The sequence below is a fragment of the Streptococcus infantis genome (genome assembly GCF_047463655.1).
GTDB classification, from domain to species: domain Bacteria; phylum Bacillota; class Bacilli; order Lactobacillales; family Streptococcaceae; genus Streptococcus; species Streptococcus infantis_Z.
In genome coordinates this window covers 420504-446429 of record NZ_JASHDM010000001.1, presented here as the reverse complement: position 1 = coordinate 446429, position 25926 = coordinate 420504, and the positions used below count along the sequence as shown (strand labels likewise).

Genomic DNA, 25926 nt, shown 5'->3' with positions numbered 1-25926 from the left:
CTTAATCAAGCTGGTAAAGTTGCAACGGAAGCAAAATCACAAATTGATTCAATAGATCTTTTTAATGGTAAACTAAGGTCCGAAGCCGTTGAGAACTATCATGAATTTATTCAAACATATAATGAAAAAGCCACAAATCTAACGAATAAATCGACTGAGCTTTATAAAAGTAGAGACAAGGCGATCAAAGTTGTCAAAATCATTGAAGAAAGAATTAGTAAATTAGCAAATAAACCGAAAGAATTTGAAACAAAATTAGACGAAATAATTGTTGAAATACAGAATTTCGAAGATAAACAGTTAGCTATTACTCAGGCAATCAAAGAAGCAGAATTAGCCAGCGGTAGTACGGCAGCTACAGCTTCTTTAAGTGCTTTAGGTGTGACAGTCGCAACTTTAGGTCCTACTGCAGCTATGGGAGTTGCAACTACTTTTGGTGTCGCATCAACAGGAACAGCAATTTCTAGCTTGACAGGTGCAGCAGCAAATAGTGCAGCATTAGCTTGGTTAGGTGGAGGAAGTCTAGCAGCAGGCGGAGGAGGTATGGCTGCTGGCAATGCCTTTCTAGCCATGGCAGGACCTGTTGGTTGGGGAATTGCTGGCTTAATGTTAACAGCGTCTGTCGGAGCAGGTGTTTTTGCTAATAAAAAAAATGAAGAAGTAGCTAAAGAAGCGCTTGATGAACAAAAGAAAATTGAGTTATTAATTAGACAAACTGATAAATCAATAATAGAAATTAGTGAATTAATTAATTTAATTGAAAAGCAAACTGAGGGGGTCTACTTAGCTAATCTTTCTTTAATTGGAAAAGATTATAACTTATTTACAGATGATGAAAAGTATCAAGCAGGTAGTTTAGTAAATTCAATCCTCTCACTTACTTCTATGATTAATAAGGAAATTAAAATAAATGATGAATCAGGCTGTTAATAGAGCATTTTATCAAGGGATAGGTGCATATGTCAATTGTTTAAACAACTTGAGAATTCAAGACTTACAAATTGCTATGAAAATGATTGATGATGAAGCTCGACATGTCATTTTAAACAAGGACAATGCCTCTAAAATTTTAAACTATGCTAGAGATAAAATTGAAGACGTTATTCTAAAGAATCGTGGAGGTGAATACGGCGGTCACGGTTTTATTGCTGAATTTGCAGAAGCAGGAATTGTGAATGCGAGAAGAGCTTTTGAAGGATTAAATCCTATTGTAAAAGTATTGAATGATAATGGACCAGCCGATTTATTAATTGGTAGAAATACCATTCAAATGAAGTTTTATAATAATTTACGTGATGAACTAGCTCAATCGTTTCATTACAGTAAAAAAATGAAAATGATGTTTCCAAAAGATCACGTGTTAGTATACGAAAAAATTATGGCTGGCGCCAAAGAAGTTGAATTTAATGGTAAACAATTGTCTATTAAACAAATTACTGATATACGACAAATGATCAATGATATTACCGAAAGCAAGGGACTTACTTCATATAAATCTTGGATGAAATCATCTGTTCTAAATTATGATGATGCTCAAAGAAATTCAATAAAATCCATTTTAGATTCCGAAGAGAAGAATATTTGTAAAACTGTCAGACTAAAACAACAAGAGTTAAATAGAAAACGGTTAGTAGCACAAAAAAATTCATTGCCAAGAATAAAAGAAGCCAATAAGATTGCAAGAAACGCAGCTGTTTTACAGGGTGGTTTAGCTTTGATGTTCTATGTGTATGGAAAATACAAAGAAGGAAAAACAATTTTTGAATTTGAACAATCAGATTGGTTAGACTGTGGATTAGAAACGGTGGAAGGTGCGGTAAAGGGTTGTATATCAGGTTACGCGATTTATGGTCTCACTAATGTTTTTAAAATGAGTGCTCCTAATGCAAGTGCGTTTGTAACAGCAAGTTACGGCATGGTAGATATTATTACTAAACTTAGAACAAATGAGATTACTGAGGATGAATTTATAAATTTTATAACTATCAATACATTGGATACAACATTAGCGACAATTGGTTCATGTGTTGGTCAAACACTTATTCCTGTCCCTGTCTTAGGAGCACTAGTAGGTTCAATTGCTACTTCAATAATTTGGGAAATAGGCAAAGGGATTTTAAGTGATAGGGAACAGGAATTAATTCAAAATTACAGGGAAAACTTAGATAACCATATCAAAAACTTAGATGATAAATACAAGATTATTTTTAATGATATTATAGATAAATATCATAAACTAGGACGATTACAGGATTACTCTTTTGATTTAACTATCAATATACGTCTTCGTTTTGAGTATTCAATTGAATTAGCTGAGCAAATAGGAGTTTCTAATAGTCAAATTCTACATGATTTATCAGAAATTGATAGCTACTTTTTGAATTAGTCGAAATCTTAATCTATCTATAGTTAAAACCTATAAAGGCATATAAAAATTTAAAAAGAAGCAAAGAAAGTCTGAAGTGTTGTGATATTTACGAACGTTTAGAGAGTTTAAGGATGTTAAAAATCTTGTTTTGTGTTATAATGAATTATCATATAAGAGGTTAGAGGAGTTTTGAATGAAAACAGATATTGAAATCGCACAGAGTATTGAGTTGAAGCCTATTGTTGATGTTGTAGAGAAACTGGGTATTTCTTACGATGATTTGGAGTTGTATGGAAAATACAAGGCTAAGCTTAGTTTTGATAAGATTCGTGAAGTGGAAAGTAATCCAGTCGGTAAATTGATTCTAGTTACTGCTATCAATCCAACACCTGCTGGTGAAGGAAAATCAACCATCACTATCGGACTTGCTGATGCTTTGAATAAGATTGGTAAGAAAACCATGATTGCTATCCGCGAACCTTCTCTTGGACCAGTCATGGGGATTAAAGGTGGTGCAGCTGGTGGTGGTTATGCCCAAGTTTTACCAATGGAAGACATCAACCTTCACTTTACTGGAGATATGCACGCTATTACAACAGCAAACAATGCTCTTTCTGCCTTGATTGACAATCATTTGCACCAAGGGAATGAGCTAGGAATCGACCAACGTCGTATTCTCTGGAAACGCGTAGTGGACTTGAATGATCGTGCTCTTCGTCACGTAACTGTTGGACTTGGTGGTCCGCTTAATGGTATTCCACGTGAAGATGGTTTTGATATCACTGTCGCATCAGAAATCATGGCTATCCTTTGCTTGGCAACTGATATTGAAGATTTAAAACGTCGTTTGGCCAATATCGTTATCGGCTACCGTTATGACCGTACACCTGTTTCAGTTGGTGATTTACAGGTTGAAGGTGCCTTGGCATTGATTTTGAAAGATGCTATCAAACCGAACTTGGTTCAAACCATCTATGGAACACCTGCCTTTGTACATGGTGGCCCATTTGCCAATATCGCACACGGATGTAACTCTGTCTTGGCTACAACTACAGCCCTTCACTTGGCAGATTACACAGTGACAGAAGCAGGTTTTGGTGCAGACCTTGGTGCTGAGAAATTCCTGGATATCAAAACTCCAAACTTGCCAACTTCACCAGATGCAGTAGTGATTGTTGCAACACTTCGTGCTCTTAAGATGAATGGCGGGGTTGCTAAGGATGCATTGACAGAAGAGAATGTAGAAGCTGTTCGTGCAGGATTTGCAAACTTGAAACGTCACGTTGAGAATATCCGTAAGTTCGGTATTTCAGCAGTTGTTGCAATTAACGAATTTGTATCTGATACAGAAGCAGAAATCGCAGCCTTGAAAGAACTTTGTGCTTCAATCGATGTTCCAGTTGAGTTAGCTAGCGTATGGGCTGATGGAGCTGAAGGAGGAGTGGCTTTGGCTGAAACTCTCGTCAAAACGATTGACGAAAACCCAGCTAACTACAAACGTTTGTATGACAATGACCTTTCAGTACAAGAAAAGATTGAAAAGATTGTCACTGAAATCTATCGTGGAAGCAAAGTAAACTTCGAGAAGAAAGCTCAAACTCAAATCGCACAAATCGTACAAAATGGTTGGGACAAATTGCCAATCTGTATGGCTAAAACTCAATACAGTTTTTCAGATAATCCAAATGCACTTGGAGCACCTGAAAACTTTGAAATTACCATTCGTGAATTGGTCCCAAAATTAGGTGCAGGCTTCATCGTTGCCTTAACTGGTGATGTTATGACCATGCCGGGTCTTCCAAAACGTCCAGCAGCCCTCAACATGGATGTTGAAAGTGATGGTACAGTTCTTGGATTATTCTAATAAGAAAATTTAAAGACAAGCTCAAAATTGAGTTTGTCTTTTTTGAGATTACTAAAAAATCTCCTAGAAAGTAATTAGGAGATTTGTATTTTATTTCATAGTTGGGAAGAGCAAGACATCACGGATAGTTGTAGTATCTGTGAGGAGCATGCAGAGACGGTCAATACCGATTCCCAAACCACCTGTTGGCGGCATACCGTATTCAAGGGCTTCGATGTAGTCGTAGTCAATGCCAGTCGCTTCGTCGTCACCAAGTTCTTTAGCTTTTGCTTGGGCTTCAAATCGGCTAAGCTGATCGATTGGATCGTTGAGCTCAGTAAAGGCATTTCCGTATTCTTTAGTCATAATGAAGAGCTCGAAACGGTCTGTAAAACGCTCATCTTCTGGATTTTTCTTAGCAAGTGGTGATACAGCTACTGGGTGTCCATAGACAAATGTTGGTTGAATCAATGTTTCTTCAACGTACTCTTCAAAGAAGGCATTGATAATGTGTCCAACTTCAGTATAGTGTTTTTCAACTGGAACTTTCTTCTCAGCAGCGATGGCTTTGGCTTCTTCGAAAGTCATGTCTTGCCAGAAATCAACACCTGTAATTTCCTTGATAGCATCAACCATGTGAACACGTTTGAATGGTTCGTTGATCTTGATTTCAGTGCCTTGATAGATGACTGGACCGTCTCCTTTAACAGCTTTAGAAGCGTGTTGAATTATACCTTCGGTCAAGTCCATGATGTCTTGGAAGTCAGCATAAGCTTGGTAAACTTCGATAGAAGTAAACTCAGGGTTGTGTGTAGCATCCATTCCCTCGTTACGGAAGATACGGCCAATCTCATAAACACGCTCCATACCACCAACGATAAGTCGTTTCAAGTGAAGCTCAGTCGCGATACGAAGCACCATGTCAATGTTTTGGGCATTGTGGTGAGTGATAAATGGACGGGCAGCAGCACCCCCAGCTTCGTTGTGAAGAACAGGTGTTTCAACTTCTAGGAAACCTTTTTGATCAAGGTAACGACGGATTTCAGAGATGATTTTTGAACGAGTAACAAAACGTTCGAAGCTTTCGCGGTTTGAAATCAAATCAAGGTAACGTTTACGGTAAATAGTTTCAACGTCTGTTAAACCGTGGAATTTCTCTGGAAGCGGACGAAGGGCTTTGGACAAGTGAGTGATATGTGTAGCCTTGATAGAGAGTTCTCCCATATCTGTACGCATAACTTCACCTTCGACACCAAGGAAGTCTCCTAAGTCAGCCTTTTTGAAGATTTCGTAGTTTTCTTCACCGACGGCGTCTTTACGAACGTAGATTTGGATTTGACCTTCGCGGTCTTGAAGGTGGGCAAATCCAACTTTACCTTTACCACGCTTTGTTACCAAACGTCCAGCTATAGTAGCAGTCTCGTTTAAATCGTGTAGTTGTTCTTTGTCAAGGTCAGCATATTTATCTTTTAATTCTTGTGAGTTAGCAGTGCGTTCAAAGCGTTTACCGAATGGATCGATTCCTTGTTCGCGGAGCGCAGCCATTTTTTCACGGCGAACGATCTGCTGGTCATTTAGTTCTTCCATATGTTCTGTTGACATGGTTTCCTCCTAGTTTTTACTCAATTCTTGATACGATGAGTCTTTTTTGCGATACTCCCATTTTATCATAAAAGTCAAATAAATTCACGGATATTCTACAAAATCTAAAAAGAACTTAACAGTGATTGTTAAGTTCAGTTCTAATTTTGATAAGAAGTGTCGTTCCATTCCAAAAGGTTGAAGTTTTTAAAGTCTTCTGTTTCGACAATAGTCACACTAGCATTTGCTAAACCGCCATCTTTTCTAAGTAGTGGAGTATCATAGCCTAGAAGAGTTCGAATACTGGCTGTGAGATTGGCTCCGTGACCGACAATTAAAACATGTTCAAAATCTTGATCTTGAAGTGATTTAACAAAATTGATAGTTCGTTGTGTTGTTTGATAAACAGACTCAGCACCAAACATAGTCGAATCAAATTTCGCTAAATTGGTACGAAAAGCTTTTAATTGCTCGGGATAGATGGCTTCCAAGGTCGCAAATTTTGCACCTTCAAGTTTTCCAAGTTGCCATTCTCTTAGAAGGGATGTTTCTCGTAAGGGACAGCTAACTTTCAGTTGACTTTGGATAATCTGAGCAGAAGTTACGGCACGAGGAAGATCACTAGAATAAATCACATCAAATGGAATTTCCTGGAGATACTGGCCCAATTGTTTTAAGGTCTCAATGGATTTCTCAAGGAGTGGAGAGTCCCCGCTTGCTCCTTGAAAACGTCCCTCAAGATTCCAAAGTGTTTTACCGTGACGAATAAAATAGAATTTCATTAGTTACTTGCCTCCAAGATATCTGCAAATTCAGCTTTAACAAAGGATGCTAGATCTTGAGGATTGATAATGATACTATGCCCAACCTCCCCTGCGGAAACAATCATTTCATTCAGTTGAAGAGCAGTTTGGTCGATAAAGATAGGATAGTGATGTTTTTGACGGATTCCAACTGGATTATTGGCACCATGGATATAACCTGTTGTTTTTTCTAGGTCTTTTTGTGGAATCATGCTGACTTTCTTATTACCAGAAATCTTAGCCAGTTTCTTTTCAGAAAGATGTTCAGTGATAGGTACGATTCCAATAATTGGTCCAGTCTTATCTCCCAGAAGTGCTAGAGTCTTAAAAATCTGACCCTTTTCATAACCTTGAGGCATCTCACCTTCCAGGGCATTAATTTGAATACCAGTGTGGTTTATTCCTGCCTTGGTTAAAATTTGTTGGACCAAGGTTTTCTTGACTTTTACTTTTTTAGCCATTATTTGTATTTATCCTCCAATTGACTCATCCAAATACCTAACCAAATACCTAGAGCGAAGAAAAAGGCAATGATGACATAAGACACAAGAGATAATCCACTGTAGCTGATGCTTTCAGCATTACCAGCATTTGGAATGAGGATTAAGATTGTGCTTGAAAGAACAATTCCGATGATAAAGTGGTAGACACGAGATTGATAGACTCGGAGAGCGTAGTCCATAAATTTTGAAAAAATTATAAGAGTAGCAGCAGCTCCAATTCCTATTGGAAGGAAGGTGCCAAATAAATCAAAAGTCTTAAACCCTGTTAACATAGGCCCATAAAGGCCAAGAATCAAGAGAAGATTGGAAGGACTAAGCCCTGGGACCAAAATACCAAGCGCCAATAAACAACCAGCCAGTGTAAAGTTTAGGAAGCTTGCAGATAGAGAACCAACTACAAAATTCAAGGCGTAGAGGGCGATACCTGAGATGATGAAGGTTGCCCAAAACCATATGTGGTCAACCTTATCTCTATCAGAGTCACGAGTTGATTCTTTGACAAGACTTGGGATGGTACCAATGATAGCTCCAGCAAAACTCCACAATACGTACACTTGATAATTCTCTAAAAGATACTCGATTGGATAGGAGAAAAGTCCGATACCTAGAAGCATTCCAATGCCGACAGGAAGGAAAAAGAGCACATCTTCTTTTAAATTCTTAAAAGGATGGGCAAGAAATCGAATCATTCTCTCATAAATTCCCAAGATAGCAGCAAGAACGCCACCAGAAATCCCTGGTAGAATGAAACCTAGGGCAATTACAATTCCCTTAATAATTTTTGATAGCCATGATAACATAGAGTTCCTCCGAGATTCAGTGTATATTATAAAGATAAAACAGTGGTTTAATATTGAAAAATAAAGAAAAGCAAGCAGAAAGCAATGTCTGACTTGCTTATGGTGATAGTGATTAAGGATTTAAAAATAATTTTCTAAAGGTTTCTTCCTTGTTCTTTGATGAAGAAATAAGGTTCAAATCCAGATGATTTTCAAAGCCTCCAAGGCTTCCATGAGAGGTGTATTGGTGAAGATCATAGTTAAGATCTGTTTTTGGAGCACTCTCGTAGTAACCCGAGTTGGTTCCATAGGACGGTATCCAGATTGCTGAGAAATTTTCAGTACCGATACTGTGCTCCTCCATAAAGTAAACACCAACATAGATGCCAATATTTTTAGCTCCCAATGAAGCTAATTTAGCACGAAAGGCCTCAACACCCTTGTTCATGTCAGACATAGTCTTGTCTTCAACATCCAACCAATAGTAGCTAGGATTATAGGGAGAAGCAGCATTATAGAAAACTTCGGCAGCTTTTTCCATTTCTTCGACATTTTTACCAGCTACATAGGCATAAACAGCGACTGGAATATTCCGTTTTTGAAATTCTGTGATATGTTCTTTATAAGCCTTATCAACCCCATTTTTAAATGAAGCATCGTTTTCAACAGAAGCTTGAGCTCCACTATGGACTCGAACGATTGCACCTGAAATATTTTGAGTTAAGGTGTCATAATTGATCTCTGATGGTCTTTGCCAGCCAGAAACATCAATAATCGGCTTGTTGATATTATGTAAAGCTTGAGTTTCTACTTGAACTGGATTTTGCTTTGTTTTGACTGGATGGTCTTCGAACTTGGGTCTATTGATGATTAAAATACCCACGAGAGTAGCTAATACAGTAAAAATAAAAACGGGATTTATTTTCTTTCTCATACTTTTATAGTGTATCGTAAATGGTGAAAAAAATCAAAAAAAAATACTCGAAATCATCTAGAGAATGCGATGTTTTAGAGCATTGGCCATCTTTTGTGTTTGAAAAAGCAAATTTATGATATAATATAAGGGAATTTCTATAGAAAAGAGAAAAATATGGCAAATTATGCAGTTATTTTAGCAGCGGGTAAAGGTACTCGTATGAAGTCAGATCTACCAAAAGTCATGCACAAGGTTGCAGGAATTTCAATGCTTGAGCATGTTTTTCGTAGTGTAGGGGCCATCAATCCTGAAAAAACAGTAACGGTTGTAGGACATAAGGCAGAACTTGTGGAGCAAGTTTTAGCTGGTCAAACTGATTTTGTAAGACAGTCTGAGCAATTAGGAACTGGTCATGCGGTTATGATGGCTGAGCCAATTCTTGAAGGACTTTCTGGACAAACATTGGTTATTGCTGGTGACACACCACTCATTACTGGTGAAAGTCTAAAGAACTTGATTGATTTCCACGTTAATCACAAGAACGTAGCTACAATCCTTACTGCAGAAGCTGAAGATCCATTTGGTTATGGGCGTATTGTTCGCAATGAGAATGCTGAAGTGCTTCGTATCGTGGAGCAGAAGGATGCGACTGATTTTGAAAAACAAATCAAGGAAATCAATACAGGAACCTATGTATTTGATAATGCACGCCTCTTTGAAGCTTTGAAGAATATCAATACCAACAATGCTCAAGGCGAGTACTATATCACTGATGTGATTGGTATTTTCCGTGAAGCTGGCGAAAAAGTCGGTGCTTACACTCTTAAAGACTTTGATGAAAGTCTCGGAGTAAATGACCGTGTTGCCCTTGCAACAGCTGAAGGTATCATGCGTCGTCGCATTAACCAAGCCCATATGGTCAATGGGGTTAGTTTTGTGAATCCTGAAGCTACTTACATTGACATTGATGTTGAGATCGCTCCAGAAGTTCAAATTGAAGCGAATGTAACCCTCAAAGGTTCTAGTAAGATTGGTGCAGGAACTGTTTTGACCAATGGAACTTATATCCTTGATAGCACTATCGGTTCAGGGGCAGTGATTACAAACTCGATGATTGAAGAAAGTACGGTTGCTGATGGTGTTACAGTTGGGCCTTATGCTCATATCCGTCCAGGATCAAGCCTTGCAAAAGATGTGCATATCGGGAACTTTGTTGAAGTCAAAGGTTCAAGCATCGGTGAAAATACAAAAGCTGGTCATTTGACTTATATTGGTAACTGTGAAGTTGGTAGTGATGTCAACTTCGGTGCAGGAACCATCACTGTAAATTACGATGGTCAACACAAGTTTAAAACAACTATTGGTAACAATGTTTTCGTTGGTTCAAATTCAACCATCATTGCTCCAGTAGAACTCGGAGATAATTCTCTTGTTGGGGCAGGTTCAACCATTACTAAGGATGTTCCAGCTGATGCCATTGCTATTGGACGAGGTCGTCAAGTCAATAAGGATGAATATGCAACTCGCCTCCCTCATCATCCTAACAATAAATAGGAGCTAACGATGGAATTTGAAGAAAAGACGCTTAGTCGTAAAGAAATTTATAAAGGACCTATTTTTCAGCTAGTTCAAGATCAGGTTGAACTACCTTCTGGAAAAGGTACTGCGCAACGTGATTTGATTTTCCACAATGGGGCAGTTTGCGTTCTTGCAGTTACTCCAGATAATAAGATTGTCCTTGTAAAACAATATCGCAAGGCGATTGAAAAAGTCTCTTATGAAATTCCTGCAGGTAAGCTTGAAGTAGGGGAGAATGCAGATCCAGAAGCTGCAGCCCTTCGTGAATTAGAAGAAGAAGCGGCCTATACTGGTAAATTAAGCCTTCTTTATGATTTTTACTCAGCGATTGGATTTTGTAACGAACGCTTAAAACTTTACTTGGCAAGCGATTTGACAAAAGTTGAAAATCCTCGTCCTCAGGATGAAGATGAGACTTTGGAGTTACTTGAAGTCAGTCTTGACCAAGCTAAAGAACTGATCCAGTCAGGAGATATTTGTGATGCCAAGACTATCATGGCTATTCAGTACTGGGAATTACAAAGAAATAGTGGAGGAACCCATGGGTAAACCTTTATTAACAGATGAAATGATTGAACGTGCCAATCGTGGAGAGGACATCTCAGGCCCTCCCTTGCTAGATGATGAGGAAACTAAGATTTTACCGACTTCTTCTCAAAACGTTGGTTATTCACGAACCAAAGATCATGGTTTTAGCCAGGATACACTGACCATCGAAGTTGAACCTTCTATTCACAAAAGTCGTCGGATTGAAAATACTAAGAGAAATGTCTTTAATTCTAAATTAAACAAGATTCTTTTTGCAGTTATTTTTCTCTTGATTTTGTTAATTTTAGCAATGAGATTTATTTAAGGGGTCTATCATGAAAATTGGAATTATTGCAGCTATGCCAGAAGAGCTAGTTTACTTGATTCAACACTTGGATGATGCCAGTGAAGAAAAGGTTCTGGGACATAGCTATCATACTGGTAAGATTGGTTCTGTTGAGCTTGTACTTGTAGAGAGTGGTATTGGTAAAGTCATGTCTGCTATGAGTGTCGCTATCTTAGCGGATCACTTTCAAGTCGATGCAGTGATTAATACTGGTTCTGCTGGTGCAGTGGCAAGTGGAATCGCAGTAGGGGATGTAGTGATTGCAGACAAGCTTGCCTACCACGATGTTGATGTGACTGCCTTTGGCTATGATTACGGTCAAATGGCTCAACAGCCTCTCTATTTTGAATCAGACAAAAAGTTTATCAGCTTGATTCAAGAGAGTTTGTCTAAACTGGACCAAACTTGGCATTTAGGTTTGATTGCGACAGGAGACAGTTTTGTTGCTGGAGAAGATAAAATCAAAGCGATAAAAGAGTATTTTCCTCAAGTTCTTGCTGTAGAGATGGAAGGGGCAGCTATTGCTCAAGCAGCTCATGCTTTGAACCTTCCTTTCTTAGTCGTTCGTGCCATGAGTGACAATGCCAACCATGAAGCATCCGTTTCCTTTGATGAATTTATCGTAGAAGCAGGACGTCGTTCTGCCCAAGCCCTAATGACGCTTTTGCAGTCTATAAAGGATTAATAGAAGAATTACTGAGAGTGGGACAGAAAGAAATCGGTAATTCGTTAGAATTCGATTTCGTCGTCCCACCTCCGCAAAGTTGAGTAGGGCTGTAAAAGCTGATGAAATCAGCGTAGTAGAGCCCACTCAACCACTGCGTCTTGCTTGATAATCAAAAGAGAATTGAGAGGCTAGGACTTTTGTCCCAGCCTTTTCTTGTCTTGCCAACTAAAATAATCAGAAGGCTCCTAAGAAAAGTTATTTTCAAACTTTTTTGATATAATAGAAACATTGACTTGAAGAATAAGGAAGAGAAAATGAACGAATTATTAAAGGGAATGAATGACCGTCAAGCCGAGGCCGTTCAAACCACAGAAGGTCCTTTGCTGATCATGGCGGGTGCTGGATCTGGTAAGACTCGTGTTTTAACCCACCGTATTGCCTACTTAATTGATGAAAAGATGGTCAACCCATGGAATATCTTGGCCATTACCTTTACCAATAAAGCTGCCCGTGAAATGAAGGAGCGTGCTTATGGACTTAATCCAGCTACTCAGGATTGTTTGATTGCGACCTTCCACTCTATGTGCGTGCGTATCCTACGTCGCGATGCCGACCACATTGGCTATAATCGCAATTTCACGATTGTGGATCCTGGAGAACAGAGAACGCTCATGAAACGCATTCTTAAGCAGTTGAACTTGGATCCTAAAAAATGGAATGAACGCACTATTTTGGGTACCATTTCCAATGCTAAGAATGATCTGATTGACGATGTAGCTTATGCCGCCCAGGCAGGAGATATGTACACGCAAATTGTAGCTAAGTGTTATACTGCCTATCAGAAAGAACTTCGTCAGTCAGAGTCGGTGGACTTTGATGACTTGATCATGTTGACTTTGCGTCTCTTTGATCAAAATCCCGATGTTTTGACTTATTACCAGCAAAAGTTCCAGTACATCCATGTTGACGAGTACCAAGATACCAACCATGCCCAGTATCAACTCGTTAAACTCTTGGCTTCTCGTTTCCAAAATATCTGCGTAGTAGGGGATGCTGACCAGTCTATATACGGTTGGCGTGGTGCTGATATGCAGAATATCTTGGATTTTGAGAAGGATTATCCTCAAGCCAAGGTTGTTTTATTGGAGGAAAATTACCGTTCGACTAAGACCATCCTCCAAGCTGCTAATGACGTTATCAAAAACAATAAAAATCGTCGTCCTAAGAATCTATGGACTCAAAATGCGGATGGGGAACAGATTGTCTACTATCGTGCTAATGATGAACAAGACGAGGCTGTCTTTGTTGCTAAAACCATCGATGAACTTGGTCGAAGCCAAAACTTCCTTCACAAGGACTTTGCAGTTCTTTACCGTACTAATGCCCAGTCTCGTACCATTGAAGAAGCTCTGCTCAAGTCCAATATTCCTTATACTATGGTCGGTGGAACTAAGTTCTATAGCCGTAAGGAAATCCGTGATATTATCGCTTATCTGAACCTCATTGCCAATTTGAGTGATAATATTAGTTTTGAACGCATCGTTAATGAACCTAAACGTGGAATTGGACCAGGAACAGTAGAGAAAATCCGTGACTTTGCCAACCTACAAAATATGTCTATGCTAGATGCTTCAGCTAACATCATGTTATCAGGGATTAAAGGTAAGGCAGCCCAGTCAATCTGGGATTTTGCCAATATGATTCTTGATTTGCGGGAGCAACTGGATCAGTTAACCATTACTGAGTTAGTGGAAGCAGTCTTGGAAAAGACAGGCCACGTGGATATTCTCAATGCTCAAGCAACCTTAGAAAGTAAGGCTCGTGTTGAAAATATCGAAGAGTTCCTTTCTGTTACCAAGAACTTTGATGATAATCCAGATAATCAGGAAGAGGAAACTGGCTTGGATAAGCTCAGTCGCTTCTTGAACGATTTGGCCTTGATTGCAGATACAGACTCTGGCAGTCAGGAAACATCAGAAGTAACCTTGATGACGCTCCATGCGGCCAAGGGACTCGAGTTTCCAGTTGTCTTCTTGATTGGGATGGAAGAAAATGTCTTTCCACTTAGTCGTGCAGCAGAAGACATGGATGAATTGGAAGAAGAACGCCGTCTAGCCTATGTCGGTATCACGCGCGCAGAGAAAATCCTTTATCTAACCAATGCTAACTCACGCTTGCTGTTTGGTCGAACGAACTATAATCGCCCAACACGCTTTATCAATGAGATTAGTTCAGATTTGTTAACTTATCAAGGTTTGGCGCGTCCTGCTAATAGTAGCTTCAAAGCATCCTATAGTAGTGGAGGTGTCGCCTTTGGTCAAGGAATGAGCCTAGCTCAAGCTCTACAAGATCGTAAACGCAACGCAGCACCAAGATCAATTGAATCAAAAGGACTACCTTTTGGACAGTTTTCAGCTGGTTCTACATCGACTTCTAGTGAGACAAGCTGGTCTATTGGTGATATTGCCCTTCATAAGAAATGGGGCGAAGGAACGGTTCTAGAAGTTTCAGGAAGTGGATCTACTCAGGAATTGAAAATCAATTTCCCAGAAGTCGGCCTCAAAAAACTCCTAGCCAGTGTAGCACCGATTGAGAAGAAGTAGTCAATAGTTTACGTTTTTGAAGATAAATATATTTTTCAATGATAACAGATTCATTTGATTCCACAGAGTTTAGTGGTATATAACTATGACAAAGAAGACGAATTTAACACCTTTACAGGTTATTGAAATTGGTAAAAACTTTCATTCTAATAATAAACTTGAGGGTGAATGTGTTTTAGATCCTAACCTTTTAAGATTAGAGCACTTTTATCCATATGAGTTTGAAAAGATGGATTACAAAGGTTCAACATTATGGTTTATGTTAGTTAAGTATCCGCCAAATAATTTTTTATTCGAAGACTATACATTAGTAATTTCAGATAAGGAGGCGAAGGTAGTTTTTTATTTGGATGTAAATTGTCATCCGAGATTTTTTAAATAATAATAGTATGATAAAACTGTTAGCCACCATACCTTTTCTAAAGATAAGAACAAAAAGTTACCTCTGGTCACAATCTTGTGATAATTTACATTTTCTTAACAAAAAAGTTTTTTGCTTACACGATTAAAACAAATAGTGTATAATTGAAACTGTTTTTGAAAGGAGAAGAAAATGACTGAAAAACAAATGAAAACATTAGGTTGGATTGCAACCTTTATGTCTGTTATGATGTATATCTCATATATTCCTCAAATTATGAACAACCTTGCGGGTCAAAAAGGAAACTTTATCCAACCAGCAGTAGCTGCAATTAACTGCAGTCTTTGGGTATACTACGGACTCTTTAAAAAAGAACGTGATATCCCTTTGGCAGCAGCTAATGCACCAGGTATTATTTTTGGGATTATTACCGCATTGACAGCTTTAATTTAATACAGAAAAAAAAGCAATTAGCAGAATGAACTGTTAGTTGCTTTTTTAATTTTATAAAATATATTTCTCAATAGCGCGTGCAACACCATCTTCTTCATTGCTGGCAGTTACGGCATCCGCGAGAGATTTGACATAGTCGCTAGCATTTCCCATGGCAATCCCAAGCCCTGCAAATTCTAACATCTCAATATCGTTATTGGCATCACCCATGGCCATGATTTCAGAAGCTTGGATATCCAAAATCTCAGCCAAACGAGAAAGAGCAGAAGCTTTTGTGGTACCGAGTGGCATTGCTTCATAGATAACTGGTTGTGAACGAACTCCGCTAAATCTCTGACAAAGTTCATCAGCAAATCGTTGTTCAAAATCATCTGTTTGTTCTTTTGTGCCTAAGAACATACCCTGGAACATGCGATATTTACCACTGGTAGCTTCCTCTAGTGAAATTTCAGTCAGGTCAGAAAAGACGAGTGTCGCATCGTATTTTACGATAGGATTTGGTTCGCCTCCGAGAACGAAGTAGTGTTCCTCGTCAAAGAGACTCAATTGAACCTCACTTTTTTCTGCAAGTTCATTCAGGTATTCAATGTCTGATTTGCTAAGTTCTCGCCAGTCAACAAGGCTCCAGTCACTGGTTTGGTGGGTAGAACAACCATTATTTACAATAACGTATTCATTCTGCAAATCAAGACCGAGTTTCTTATAGTAGGGAAGAACTCCAAAGAGAGGACGACCAGTACAGAGAACCAGTTTAACACCTTTGTCGATAGCCTTATGAATGGCATCAATATGAGCCTGAGGGATTTCCTTGGCTTCGTTGAGTAGAGTTCCATCCATATCAAGAGCAAGTAGTTTAATCATAGTAGTTCCTTTTCACGTGTTTTGTCTATATTATAGCATATTTTGGATGAAATAAGAATTACTATGTCAATTTAGGACGTTTCAATTACAATTCATGATTGGAAGCAGCTTTTTTGCAAATATATGCTATACTAAACTCGCAACATACTGATAGTGGATAAAAAAGCAGAGGGTTTATCATGAAAAGAAGAACAGTACAGATTTTACTAGCCTTATTAGTAATTATTTATAGGAAGACATGGTTTTGGTGGATTTTTAATCACTTTTCAGCTAGGTTTGTGACTGCCAGTCGAGAATTTTTTCAGATTCTTGCTTTTTTAGAGCTTAGCGTTACTTTTCTAGCTATTCTATATTTACTAGTATTCGAAGGTAAGAAAATTCTTGAGTTGAAGTGGAAATGGAGATATCCAGTTTATTTGCTTCTAGCTTATGGTGTCAATTATCTTTTAGATATTGCATTATCCTTTTTAACCCCAGCAACGTCCAATCAAATCGCTTTAAATGAATTGACTGAGATGACAGGGCGACAAGAGTTACCTTATCTTTTACTGATTGTTTGTCTGCTAGGACCAATTACAGAAGAATTGGTATATCGAGGAGTTCTGATGAATACATTTTTGAAAGATTCACCTTGGTATGGAGATGTTTTGCTATCAGCCTGTGTCTTTGGCTATGTGCATGTCAGTTCAGGTTTAACGCCACTCGCCTTTTTCACCTATGCAAGTGGAGGAGCAATCGTAGCATTCCTCTACCGAAAAACTCATTCTCTCTATTACCCTATTTTACTTCATATCATGATTAACATCACTGCATTTTGGGATTTATGGGTAAATCTATTTTCAGGAAGCTAGTGCTTATCAATCAATGCCGGAAATTTTCGGTATTTTACTTTTTATCAGTAGTTTAAGAACTCTCTATTTATAGGATTAGCAGTCAAAAAATGGTATAATGAAAGGTAATGAAAAAACAGACGAGGCAGAGATGAAACTACTTTATACCGATATTCGGACTTCTTTGACAGAAATCCTAACCAAGGAGGCTCAAGGACTAGTTGCCCAAGGTAAACGAGTCTTTTATATCGCCCCGAACTCTCTTTCTTTTGAAAAGGAACGTGCCGTGCTGGAGTGTTTGAGTCAGCAGGCTTCTTTTGCGATCACAGTCACGCGCTTTGCTCAAATGGCTCGTTATCTGGTTTTAAACGATATACCCGCGAAGTCAAGTCTCGATGATATTGGTCTGGGTATGGCTTTCTATAAGTGTCTATCCGAGATTGACGCTAAGGATTTACGGGTATACGGGGCTATTAAGCAAGATCCACAATTCATTCAACAACTGATTGAGATTTATCACGAAATGACAACTGCGAAGATGAGTTTTTTGGACTTGGAAAGTCTAGCTGACGCTGATAAACGTTCTGATTTACTCTTGATTTTTGAAAAGGTAACAGCTTATCTCAATCAAGGTAAAGTTTCGCAAGGGAGTCAATTATCATATCTGATCAATGCTATCGAAGAAAATAAAGTAAGTAGTGATTTTAGTAAGATTGCCCTAGTCATTGATGGTTTTACTCGTTTTTCTGCAGAAGAGGAATACCTGGTTGATCTGCTTCATCGTAAGGGTGTTGAAATTGTTATCGGGGCTTATGCTACTAAAAAAGCTTATACAAGTCCGTTTACTGAAGGGAATCTCTATCAAGCCAGTGTTGAGTTTTTGCATCATTTAGCCTTAAAATACCAGACCAAGGCAGAAAATACTTGTCAAGAACATGAGAAACTTGATGCCTTTGCCAAAGCCTCAAAATTACTGGAAAGTGCTTATGATTATTCTGAAATTAGCTTGGAAGTGGATGCTAAGGATAGAGAAGACTTGCAAATCTGGTCTTGTCTGACACAAAAAGAAGAGTTGGAGTTAGTTGCTCGTAGTATTCGTCAGAAATTGCACCAAGAGCCAAAACTTAGCTACAAAAATTTTCGAATCCTACTTGGTGACGTAGAGTCCTATAAACTATCCTTGCAGACAATTTTTAATCAATATCAGATTCCTTTTTATCTGGGCAAGAGTGAGTCTATGGCTCATCATCCTCTAACTCAATTCGTAGAATCCATCGGACGTTTGAAACGATACAATTTCCGTCAAGAAGATTTGATTAATCTCTTACGCACTGGCTTGTATACTGACCTTAGTCAAGAGGAAATCGATAGCTTTGAGCAATATCTTCGTTATCTAGGTATTGATGGTCTTTCTAGTTTTAAACAAGAATTCACAAAAAATCATCATGGGAAATTTGATTTAGAAAAATTAAATAAGCTTCGTGTTCGTGTTCTAAATCCACTAGAAACTTTATTATCTAGTCGTAAGCAAAAAGCTGAGAATCTTCTTGCAAGATGGAGCAACTTTTTGAAAGATGCTTATTTGACCAAGCAATTACAAACCTTATCTGCAACGATGGAAGTAGCAGAGCAAGAAAGGCAAGAGGAGGTCTGGAAAGCATTTTGCCACGTAATGGAGCAGTTCGCAACCGTATTTGACGGTTCTCAGGTTACTTTAGATGATTTCATGGCACTTCTTCATTCAGGTATGTCCTTGTCCAATTATCGTACAATCCCAGCAACAGTCGATACTGTCCTGGTGCAGAGTTATGATTTGATTGCACCCTTGACATCTGATTACATCTATGCACTTGGATTAACTCAAGATCATCTACCTAAAATCACTCAAAATACTAGTCTTTTGAGCGATGAAGAAAGGGAAGTACTAAACCGAGCAACCCAAGAAGGTTCACAATTGCTGATTGCTAGCCAAGAAAACCTCAAGAAGAATCGCTATACTATGCTTTCGTTGGTCAACTCTGCTAGGAAGCAATTAGTCTTATCAGCACCAAGTTTACTTAATGAAAATGAGAGTAAAGAGTCAGTTTATCTGAAAGAATTGCAGGACTTTGGTTTTAGCAAGATTGAAAAGAGAATTGACCGAAAAAATCTATCGAAAGATGATATCGGTTCTTATCACAGTCTTTTGTCTAGTCTGGTTGCCTATTATCAGCAAGGTGAGATGGAGACAAGTGACCAAGACTTAACTTTTGTAAAAGTTCTGGCTCGTGTGATGGGTAAAAAGTTGGAAGGCAAAGGTTTGGAAAATCCCGTCTTACCAACAAGTCCGAAAAGCAAGGCTTTAGCTAATGATACACTGGAAGCTTTATATCCGCAGGAACAAGATTTCTATCTATCTACTTCTGGATTAACAGAATTTTACCGTAATGAATACAGTTACTATCTCCGATATGTTTTAGGTTTGCAGGAAGAATTGCGTTTGCGTCCTGATGCACGAAGTCACGGTAATTTCTTGCATCGTATTTTTGAACGTGCATTGAAACTTCCGAGTTATGAATCCTTTGATCGTCGTTTAGAACAAGCAATCTCTGAAACTAGTCAAGAACGTGAGTTTCAAGCCATTTATCAGGAGAGTTTGGAGGCTCAATTTACTAAGGAAGTCCTCTTGGATGTCGCACGCGCTACTGGACACATTCTTCGACATAATGCGGATGTTGAAACGATTCAGGAAGAGGCAGTTTTTGGTGGCAAGGAACAAGCTTTTGTTCAGTTAGAAAACGGCAGAAATGTCTATGTTCGTGGTAAGGTTGACCGAATTGACCGTCTAAAATCCGATGGAGCTATCGGTGTTGTAGATTATAAGTCTTCTTTGACTCAGTTCAAGTTTCCTCTCTTTTATAACGGTCTTAATTCGCAATTGCCGACTTATCTTGCCGCCCTCAAGCAAGAAGGAAATAGAGACTTCTTTGGTGCCATGTATTTAGAGATGGCTGAACCAATTCAGTCATTACAAACTGCTAAAACTCTTTCTAAAGCAGTAGCAGAAACCAATAAGACTATGAAATACCAAGGCCTCTTTCTTGAAAAAGAGATAAAAAACCTTGGAGAGTTTTACAATAAAAATAAGACTTATCAGTTGTCAGATGAGGAATTCCAGTTATTGTTAGACTATAATGCCCTTCTCTACAAAAAAGCGGCAGAGAAGATTTTATCTGGTGAATTTGCGATCAACCCTTATACAGAAAACGGTAGAAGCATTGCATCCTATGTTCAACAATATCAAGCTATTACAGGTTTTGAAGCCAATTACCATCTAGGTCAGGCGAGATTGTTAGAGAAAGTTGCCAAGAGCAATGCCAAGGAAGCTTGGTTTAATAAAATCAGAGAGGAGTTGGAGCGATGAAATTTTTATCTCAAGAAGAGATTACAGCCTTGCAAGTAGCAGAAGCTCAGTCTAACAAGAAACCTAAGAAAACAGCTGAACAAATTCAAGCGATCTATAGCTCTGGACAAAATATTTTGGTTTCAGCTTCAGCTGGTTCAGGGAAAACCTTTGTCATGGCTGAACGCATTCTTGATCAGTTAGCGCGTGGTGTAGAAATCCGCCAACTCTTTATCTCTACCTTTACCGTTAAGGCAGCAACCGAGTTAAAAGAACGCTTGGAAAAGAAAATCAGCCAACAGATCCAAGAAACGCAAGATGTGGAACTAAAAAAACATCTTGGTAGACAATTAGCTGATTTACCCAATGCTGCGATTGGAACCATGGACTCTTTTACCCAGAAATTCCTAACCAAGCATGGTTATCTCCTTGACCTCTCTCCAAACTTTCGTATCCTTCAAAATGAAAGTGAGCAGCTTCTCTTAAAAAATGAGGTTTTTCGACAAGTTTTTGAAAGTCACTATCAAGGTAAAGAACAAGGCAAGTTTAATCAGCTAGTTAAGAACTTTGCAGGTAGAAGCAAGGATGCGCGTGGACTGCGTAAACAAGTCTATATGATTTATGATTTTTTGCAATCCACGAGCAATCCTCAGGCTTGTCTAGAAGATTCCTTTCTAAAAGGCTTTGAAAAGGCTGATTTTTCAGTTGCTAAAGAAAAACTTGCAGAGGATATAAAAGAAAGACTTTGGGATTTAGAAAGCTTTTTCCGTTATCATTTGGATAATGATGCCAAGGAATTTGGCAAAGCAGCTTATTTAGAATCTGTCCAACAAGTTCTTGATGAGATCGGTTCTTTAAGCCATGAATCTACTTTTGAGCAATATCTAGAAGTTTTAGACCGAGTTGTTAGTATCTCTAAGGATAAGGGAGGTCGTGCTCTTACAAATGCTAGTCGTAAGGCCGAACTGCAAGACTTGAAAGAAACCTACAACCAAGAGAGAAAAGCAAAGTTTGAAAAATTGATTGCACTCAATGACCAAATCACCTTATTGAAATTCCAAGAAGACTACCATCAAGCTTCTTGGGACTTGGCAAAGACTTTCCAAGTCTTCATGAGGGATTTTGTTGATGCCTATCGACAACGGAAGCGTGAAGAAAATGCCTTCGAATTTGCTGATATTAGCCACTATACCATTGAGATTTTAGAAAACTTCCCACAGGTGCGTCAAGAGTATCAGGAACGCTTCCACGAAGTTATGGTCGATGAATATCAGGATACCAACCACATCCAGGAAAGAATGTTAGAACTCCTCTCAAACGGTCATAATCGTTTTATGGTGGGTGACATTAAACAATCTATTTATCGTTTCAGACAGGCAGATCCCCAAATTTTCAACGAAAAATTTCATAGATTTGCTCAAGATGGCAAAGAAGGTCAGTTAATTCTACTTAAAGAAAATTTCCGGAGCAGTTCAGAAGTTCTAGATGCTACTAATGATGTCTTTAAACATCTTATGGACGAGGAAGTTGGAGAGATTTCTTATGATGGTATGCACCAGCTTGTTTTTGGGAATTCTGATATTCAAGCAAATCCTGAAAACAAGGCAGAAGTTCTCTTATATGATAAGGATGATAGCGATTCTGATGATGAGGAAGAACTTGCAACCAATAAATTAACTGGTGAAATGCGCATGGTGCTTAAGGAGATAATTCGCCTTCATAATGATAAGGGTGTACCTTTCAAGGATATGGCTCTCTTAACTGCCAGCAGAAGTCGCAATGACCAAGTCCTACTTGCCTTGTCTGAGTATGGTATTCCAGTCAAGACAGATGGCGCCCAAAACAACTATCTACAATCTTTGGAAGTCCAGGTTATGTTGGATACTCTTCGTGTCATCCATAACCCTCTTCAAGATTTCGCTTTAGTTGCTCTCATGAAGTCTCCTATGTTTAGCTTTGATGAAGATGAATTGGCTCGATTAGCTCTTCAGAAATCCGAGGATGAGGTTCAAGAAAACTTTTATGAGAAACTAGTTAATGCTCAGAAGAAAATTGGTCTTCAAAAGGATTTAATCAAAGCTGAATTACAAAAGAAACTAAGCTTTTTCATGGAAACAGTTCATTCATGGCGCTTGTATTCTAAAACACATTCTCTTTATGACCTCATTTGGAAAATCTATAGCGACCGCTTTTACTATGACTATGTCGGTGCGTTGCCAAATGGTCAGGCCAGACAGGCTAACCTCTATGCCCTTGCTTTAAGAGCAGATCAGTTTGAAAAGAGTAATTTCAAGGGATTATCTCGCTTTATTGGAATGATAGATCAGGTCTTGGAAGCCCAGCATGATCTTGCCAATGTCGCTGTAGCACCTCCTAAGGATGCTGTAGAACTTATGAGTATTCATAAAAGTAAGGGCCTTGAGTTCCCTTATGTCTTTATCCTTAACATTGATCAGCAATTCAACAAGCAAGATTCCATGTCTGAGGTCATCCTAAGTCGAAGAAATGGCCTTGGTCTCAAGTATGTTGCTAGAGTTGCTACAAATGCCAAAGAGGAATACGTTCCATCTACGATTAAGTTATCTATTCCAAGCTTGACCTATACGCAAAACGAAGAAGAGCTCCAATTAGCAAGTTATTCTGAACTCATGCGTTTGCTTTATGTGGCTATGACGCGAGCTGAGAAAAAATTATATTTAGTTGGAAAAGGTTCTCGTGAAAAGTTAGAATCTAAAGAATATCCGACAAATGGGAAAGGTCTTTTGACTCGAGACACTAGACTAGATGCTCAAAATTTCCAGAATTGGATTTGGGCCATTTATCAAGCATTTTCTAAGGAGGATTTGCATTTTAGTGTACGCTTCGAAGGTGAAGAAGACCTAACCAAAGAAGCTATCGGGAAATTGGAAACTAAAAGTCAACTCCAAGATCAGTCTCAAGCAGACAATCGCCAATCTGATACTATCAAGGAGGCTCTACAAATGCTGAAAGAAGTGGAAGTCTATAACCAAATCCACCGTGCAGCAATCAATCTTCCAAGTGTACAAACCCCAAGTCAGATTAAGAAGTTTTATGAACCAGTCATGGATATGGAAGGAGTCGTAGTTGCTGGTCAAAGTCAACTAAAAGAAAGTACGGTTCAATTCAAGCTTCCTGATTTCTCTAAAACTAAGAAAGTTACTGGTGCTGAAATTGGTAGTGCTACCCATGAACTCATGCAGAGAATTAATCTAGCTAAGAAACCCACTTTAGAGACTTTAACAGAGGCTTTAGAGCAAGTTCAAGTAAGCTCGGATGTCAAATCCAAAATCAATCTAGGAAAAATTTTGTCCTTCTTTGATACAGCTCTAGGTCAAGAGATTCTTGCAAATCAAGATAAACTTTATCGAGAACAACCTTTCTCAATGTTAAAGAGAGACGAGAAGAGTCAGGAAAACTTTGTTGTCCGTGGAATCTTAGATGGTTATCTCCTCTACGATGATAAGATTGCTCTTTTTGACTACAAGACAGACCGTTATGAGCATGCTAGTCAGCTTATTGAACGCTATCGAGGACAATTAGACCTCTATGCAGAGGCTCTATCTCGTTCTTATCAGATAGAAACAGTTGAAAAATATTTGATTCTACTTGGTAAAGACCAAGTAGAAGTCGTTAAACTATAAAAAGAAAGGAGACATCATGTCCATTCCTGTTAGAAAAAACTTATATGATGCAGTTTTAGAGGCCTCTAAAGCCGATACTTGGGAACAAGCTACCAAAGAATGGAGTGAAGTTTCCTTGATTTTTAATGGAATCGGTCGAAGCAATTGTGTCTGCGGTAATGCTATTAAGTATGCTTATGAACTTTTTAACGGAGTTACTGGCAAACGACTTTTTCCCATTGGGAGTGACTGTGTGCGTCATTTCCAAAGAATTAGCCTAGATCAACAGCTAGAAGAGGAGGAAAAACTTCTCAGAAAGCTTGAAAATCTAACCAGAAAGGCCCAGAAAAAAGAAGCAATTCGAGTTAATAAAACGGACTTTGATGAGCGACTGATCAACTGGCTATGGGAAAAGGGAGCTTTTAAGTCAAATCGAGGTAATCAATTTTCGCCAGAAAAGGATTATCAACTCTTTTTGGAAGTTTTTCAAGGTGGAAGTTGGAGTAAGGCAGAGCCTTTGAAGAAAGCTCGTATGGAGGAAGTCCTTGAAAAATTTATCAAACCCTTTCTACTTGGAAAATCTGACGATCAGCTCTATCTTGTTAAACTAGGAAAAGAAAAAATTGACTATGAGCAGGAACTTCGCATCAAGGCTGAAAAGGAGCGAAAGAAGCGGGACAAGATTGCTAAACAATATGCGGATAACCTGGTTCTAGCAATGGGACCAGCTGAACGTGCCTATCAGGATTACTTTGGATTGAGCGAAACACTGACACTAGAGGAGCGCCAGTGGGAAAAGATTCTCTTCGGTAAAAATCGTGCAGAACGTTCTATAAAATCAAAACAGTACCAAAGAGAACTTGAAAAGGATCAACGCATTGCTAGTCAAGATCCTCTTGAAAGAAAACAAAAGCAAGTCTGGTTGCTTAACTCGTATTTTAAGGATATACCCGAAGAAAAAGCTCGATTTTCCCGACTTCTAATCATGTATCGAAAAACTGGAGAAATTCCATTTTCAACTGACTATCTCTCTAACACTTTGTTTGACTTTTTCTACAAAATGAAGGCTTTTGAATTTGAAATAGCACCTGATCAGGTACGTGATTTTCTAAAGGAATGTTTAGATGAAGAAAACCTATCATCCGCTCAAAAATCTTGGATAGAAGGCATTTTAACCAACTGCATCAAACCTTTTTTAGAAAGAATGATAGTATAGCGGCAGTTTTCGTCCTGCATGAAGAAATTCATTATTGTTAAAATTATGTCTCTAAATCATTTGACATAATTTTATTTATGTATTAACTTCAAATTTTTGTATCAACATTAAAAATTAGAAAGAAACTATGTCAAAAGAAATCAATATCGAATATTATCACCAACTAGCCTTGCAAAAACAAAAAGAGCATCGGAAGTTTTTAGGAAATCTAAAGAAGAAAGCGCCTAAAAATTTAGATAAAATTGCGCTTGAAATCCATCAAGAAGTTTTTACTGAAATTGATTGTACAGCCTGCGCTAACTGCTGCAAGAGTCTTGGTCCAGACTTCAAAGAAGCAGATATCACACGTATTGCCAAGTATTTTAAAATGAAATTGCCAGCCTTTGAAGCTGAGTTTTTGCAAGTAGATGAAGATGGAGATAAGGTTTTCAAATCTATGCCCTGTCCATTTTTAGGAGGCGATAATCTCTGTTCCATCTACGACGTCCGTCCCAAAGCCTGTCGTGAATTTCCACATACTGACCGTAAGAAGATTTACCAAATCAATAATCTTACTATTAAAAATACTCTAACCTGCCCCGCAGCCTATCTCTTTGTAGAAAGATTAAGAGAGAAAATAGACTAAGGACTCTCATTGTATGATAAGATTCATCCTCAAATACAGTTG

Annotated in this window: 22 protein-coding genes; 15 read left to right on the top strand and 7 right to left on the bottom strand. The window is 38.5% G+C overall.

Going from position 1 to position 25926, the window contains the following annotated elements:
* Positions 1-311: 311 nt before the first annotated feature.
* Positions 312-572 carry a hypothetical protein gene (locus tag QM877_RS02185; protein ID WP_414317435.1) on the bottom strand — a complete coding sequence of 87 codons (261 nt, stop codon included), beginning with the start codon at positions 570-572 and terminating at the stop codon, positions 312-314.
* On the opposite strand from QM877_RS02185, the gene QM877_RS02180 reads away from it, so the two are divergent.
* From QM877_RS02180 to QM877_RS02170, 3 genes are all read left to right on the top strand, one after another.
* On the top strand, positions 544-930 hold the full coding sequence (locus QM877_RS02180) for a hypothetical protein (RefSeq protein WP_414317434.1): 387 nt from the start codon (positions 544-546) through the stop codon (positions 928-930). The genes QM877_RS02185 and QM877_RS02180 overlap by 29 nt on opposite strands.
* Positions 911-2386: a hypothetical protein gene (locus tag QM877_RS02175; protein WP_414317433.1), complete on the top strand. Its 1476-nt coding sequence runs from the start codon at positions 911-913 to the stop codon at positions 2384-2386. Before QM877_RS02180 ends, QM877_RS02175 begins: the two co-directional genes overlap by 20 nt.
* A 175-nt stretch (positions 2387-2561) precedes the next feature.
* The gene (locus tag QM877_RS02170) at positions 2562-4232 is read left to right on the top strand and encodes a formate--tetrahydrofolate ligase (RefSeq protein WP_414317432.1); all 1671 of its coding nucleotides are present in this window, start codon (positions 2562-2564) and stop codon (positions 4230-4232) included.
* A 90-nt stretch (positions 4233-4322) separates the two neighbouring features.
* Here the strand turns inward: QM877_RS02170 and lysS are convergent, their stop codons facing one another.
* From lysS to QM877_RS02145, 5 genes are all read right to left on the bottom strand, one after another.
* Positions 4323-5813: a lysine--tRNA ligase gene (gene lysS, locus QM877_RS02165; RefSeq protein ID WP_414317431.1), complete on the bottom strand. Its 1491-nt coding sequence runs from the start codon at positions 5811-5813 to the stop codon at positions 4323-4325.
* Between the two features lie 140 nt (positions 5814-5953).
* Positions 5954-6574, bottom strand: coding sequence for a histidine phosphatase family protein (locus QM877_RS02160; protein ID WP_414317430.1), 621 nt, complete (start codon positions 6572-6574; stop codon positions 5954-5956).
* Positions 6574-7056 carry an aminoacyl-tRNA deacylase gene (locus tag QM877_RS02155; RefSeq protein ID WP_414317429.1) on the bottom strand — a complete coding sequence of 161 codons (483 nt, stop codon included), beginning with the start codon at positions 7054-7056 and terminating at the stop codon, positions 6574-6576. The genes QM877_RS02160 and QM877_RS02155 overlap by 1 nt, the downstream gene beginning before the upstream one ends.
* Positions 7056-7898: a DUF368 domain-containing protein gene (locus QM877_RS02150; protein ID WP_248034219.1), complete on the bottom strand. Its 843-nt coding sequence runs from the start codon at positions 7896-7898 to the stop codon at positions 7056-7058. The genes QM877_RS02155 and QM877_RS02150 overlap by 1 nt, the downstream gene beginning before the upstream one ends.
* A 112-nt stretch (positions 7899-8010) precedes the next feature.
* Positions 8011-8811, bottom strand: a complete 801-nt coding sequence (locus tag QM877_RS02145) for a glycoside hydrolase family 25 protein (RefSeq protein ID WP_414317428.1) — start codon at positions 8809-8811, stop codon at positions 8011-8013.
* 156 nt (positions 8812-8967) lie between these two features.
* On the opposite strand from QM877_RS02145, the gene glmU reads away from it, so the two are divergent.
* The 7 genes from glmU (at position 8968) to QM877_RS02110 (ending at position 15329) form a co-directional block, all read left to right on the top strand.
* Positions 8968-10347, top strand: coding sequence for a bifunctional UDP-N-acetylglucosamine diphosphorylase/glucosamine-1-phosphate N-acetyltransferase GlmU (gene glmU, locus QM877_RS02140; RefSeq protein WP_414317427.1), 1380 nt, complete (start codon positions 8968-8970; stop codon positions 10345-10347).
* 9 nt (positions 10348-10356) lie between these two features.
* The gene (locus QM877_RS02135) at positions 10357-10920 is read left to right on the top strand and encodes an NUDIX hydrolase (protein ID WP_414317426.1); all 564 of its coding nucleotides are present in this window, start codon (positions 10357-10359) and stop codon (positions 10918-10920) included.
* The gene (gene macP, locus QM877_RS02130) at positions 10913-11224 is read left to right on the top strand and encodes a cell wall synthase accessory phosphoprotein MacP (protein ID WP_414317425.1); all 312 of its coding nucleotides are present in this window, start codon (positions 10913-10915) and stop codon (positions 11222-11224) included. Before QM877_RS02135 ends, macP begins: the two co-directional genes overlap by 8 nt.
* A gap of 10 nt (positions 11225-11234) precedes the next feature.
* Complete coding sequence (locus QM877_RS02125; RefSeq protein ID WP_414317424.1) at positions 11235-11930, top strand: 5'-methylthioadenosine/adenosylhomocysteine nucleosidase; 696 nt, start codon at positions 11235-11237, stop codon at positions 11928-11930.
* 296 nt (positions 11931-12226) lie between these two features.
* A complete protein-coding gene (gene pcrA, locus QM877_RS02120) occupies positions 12227-14515 on the top strand; it encodes a DNA helicase PcrA (RefSeq protein WP_414317423.1) in 2289 nt (762 codons plus the stop codon).
* Positions 14516-14600: 85 nt separating this feature from the next.
* Complete coding sequence (locus QM877_RS02115) at positions 14601-14897, top strand: hypothetical protein (RefSeq protein WP_414317422.1); 297 nt, start codon at positions 14601-14603, stop codon at positions 14895-14897.
* Positions 14898-15068: 171 nt separating this feature from the next.
* A complete protein-coding gene (locus QM877_RS02110; protein ID WP_414317421.1) occupies positions 15069-15329 on the top strand; it encodes a SemiSWEET family transporter in 261 nt (86 codons plus the stop codon).
* Between the two features lie 51 nt (positions 15330-15380).
* Here the strand turns inward: QM877_RS02110 and QM877_RS02105 are convergent, their stop codons facing one another.
* A complete protein-coding gene (locus QM877_RS02105; RefSeq protein ID WP_414317420.1) occupies positions 15381-16190 on the bottom strand; it encodes a Cof-type HAD-IIB family hydrolase in 810 nt (269 codons plus the stop codon).
* A 179-nt stretch (positions 16191-16369) separates the two neighbouring features.
* Here QM877_RS02105 and QM877_RS02100 point away from each other — a divergent pair, with 179 nt between their 5' ends.
* The 5 genes from QM877_RS02100 to QM877_RS02080 all read left to right on the top strand — a co-directional run bounded on the left by QM877_RS02100 (position 16370) and on the right by QM877_RS02080 (position 25884).
* Positions 16370-17041, top strand: a complete 672-nt coding sequence (locus QM877_RS02100; RefSeq protein WP_414317419.1) for a lysostaphin resistance A-like protein — start codon at positions 16370-16372, stop codon at positions 17039-17041.
* A gap of 130 nt (positions 17042-17171) precedes the next feature.
* Positions 17172-20423: an ATP-dependent nuclease subunit B gene (rexB, locus tag QM877_RS02095; RefSeq protein WP_414317457.1), complete on the top strand. Its 3252-nt coding sequence runs from the start codon at positions 17172-17174 to the stop codon at positions 20421-20423.
* Positions 20420-24064, top strand: a complete 3645-nt coding sequence (gene addA / locus QM877_RS02090) for a helicase-exonuclease AddAB subunit AddA (protein ID WP_414317418.1) — start codon at positions 20420-20422, stop codon at positions 24062-24064. The genes rexB and addA overlap by 4 nt, the downstream gene beginning before the upstream one ends.
* A 16-nt stretch (positions 24065-24080) precedes the next feature.
* The gene (locus tag QM877_RS02085) at positions 24081-25259 is read left to right on the top strand and encodes a hypothetical protein (RefSeq protein WP_414317417.1); all 1179 of its coding nucleotides are present in this window, start codon (positions 24081-24083) and stop codon (positions 25257-25259) included.
* Positions 25260-25386: 127 nt separating this feature from the next.
* Entirely contained in the window at positions 25387-25884 is a 498-nt protein-coding gene (locus QM877_RS02080; protein WP_414317416.1) for a YkgJ family cysteine cluster protein, read from the top strand.
* Positions 25885-25926 lie beyond the last annotated feature (42 nt).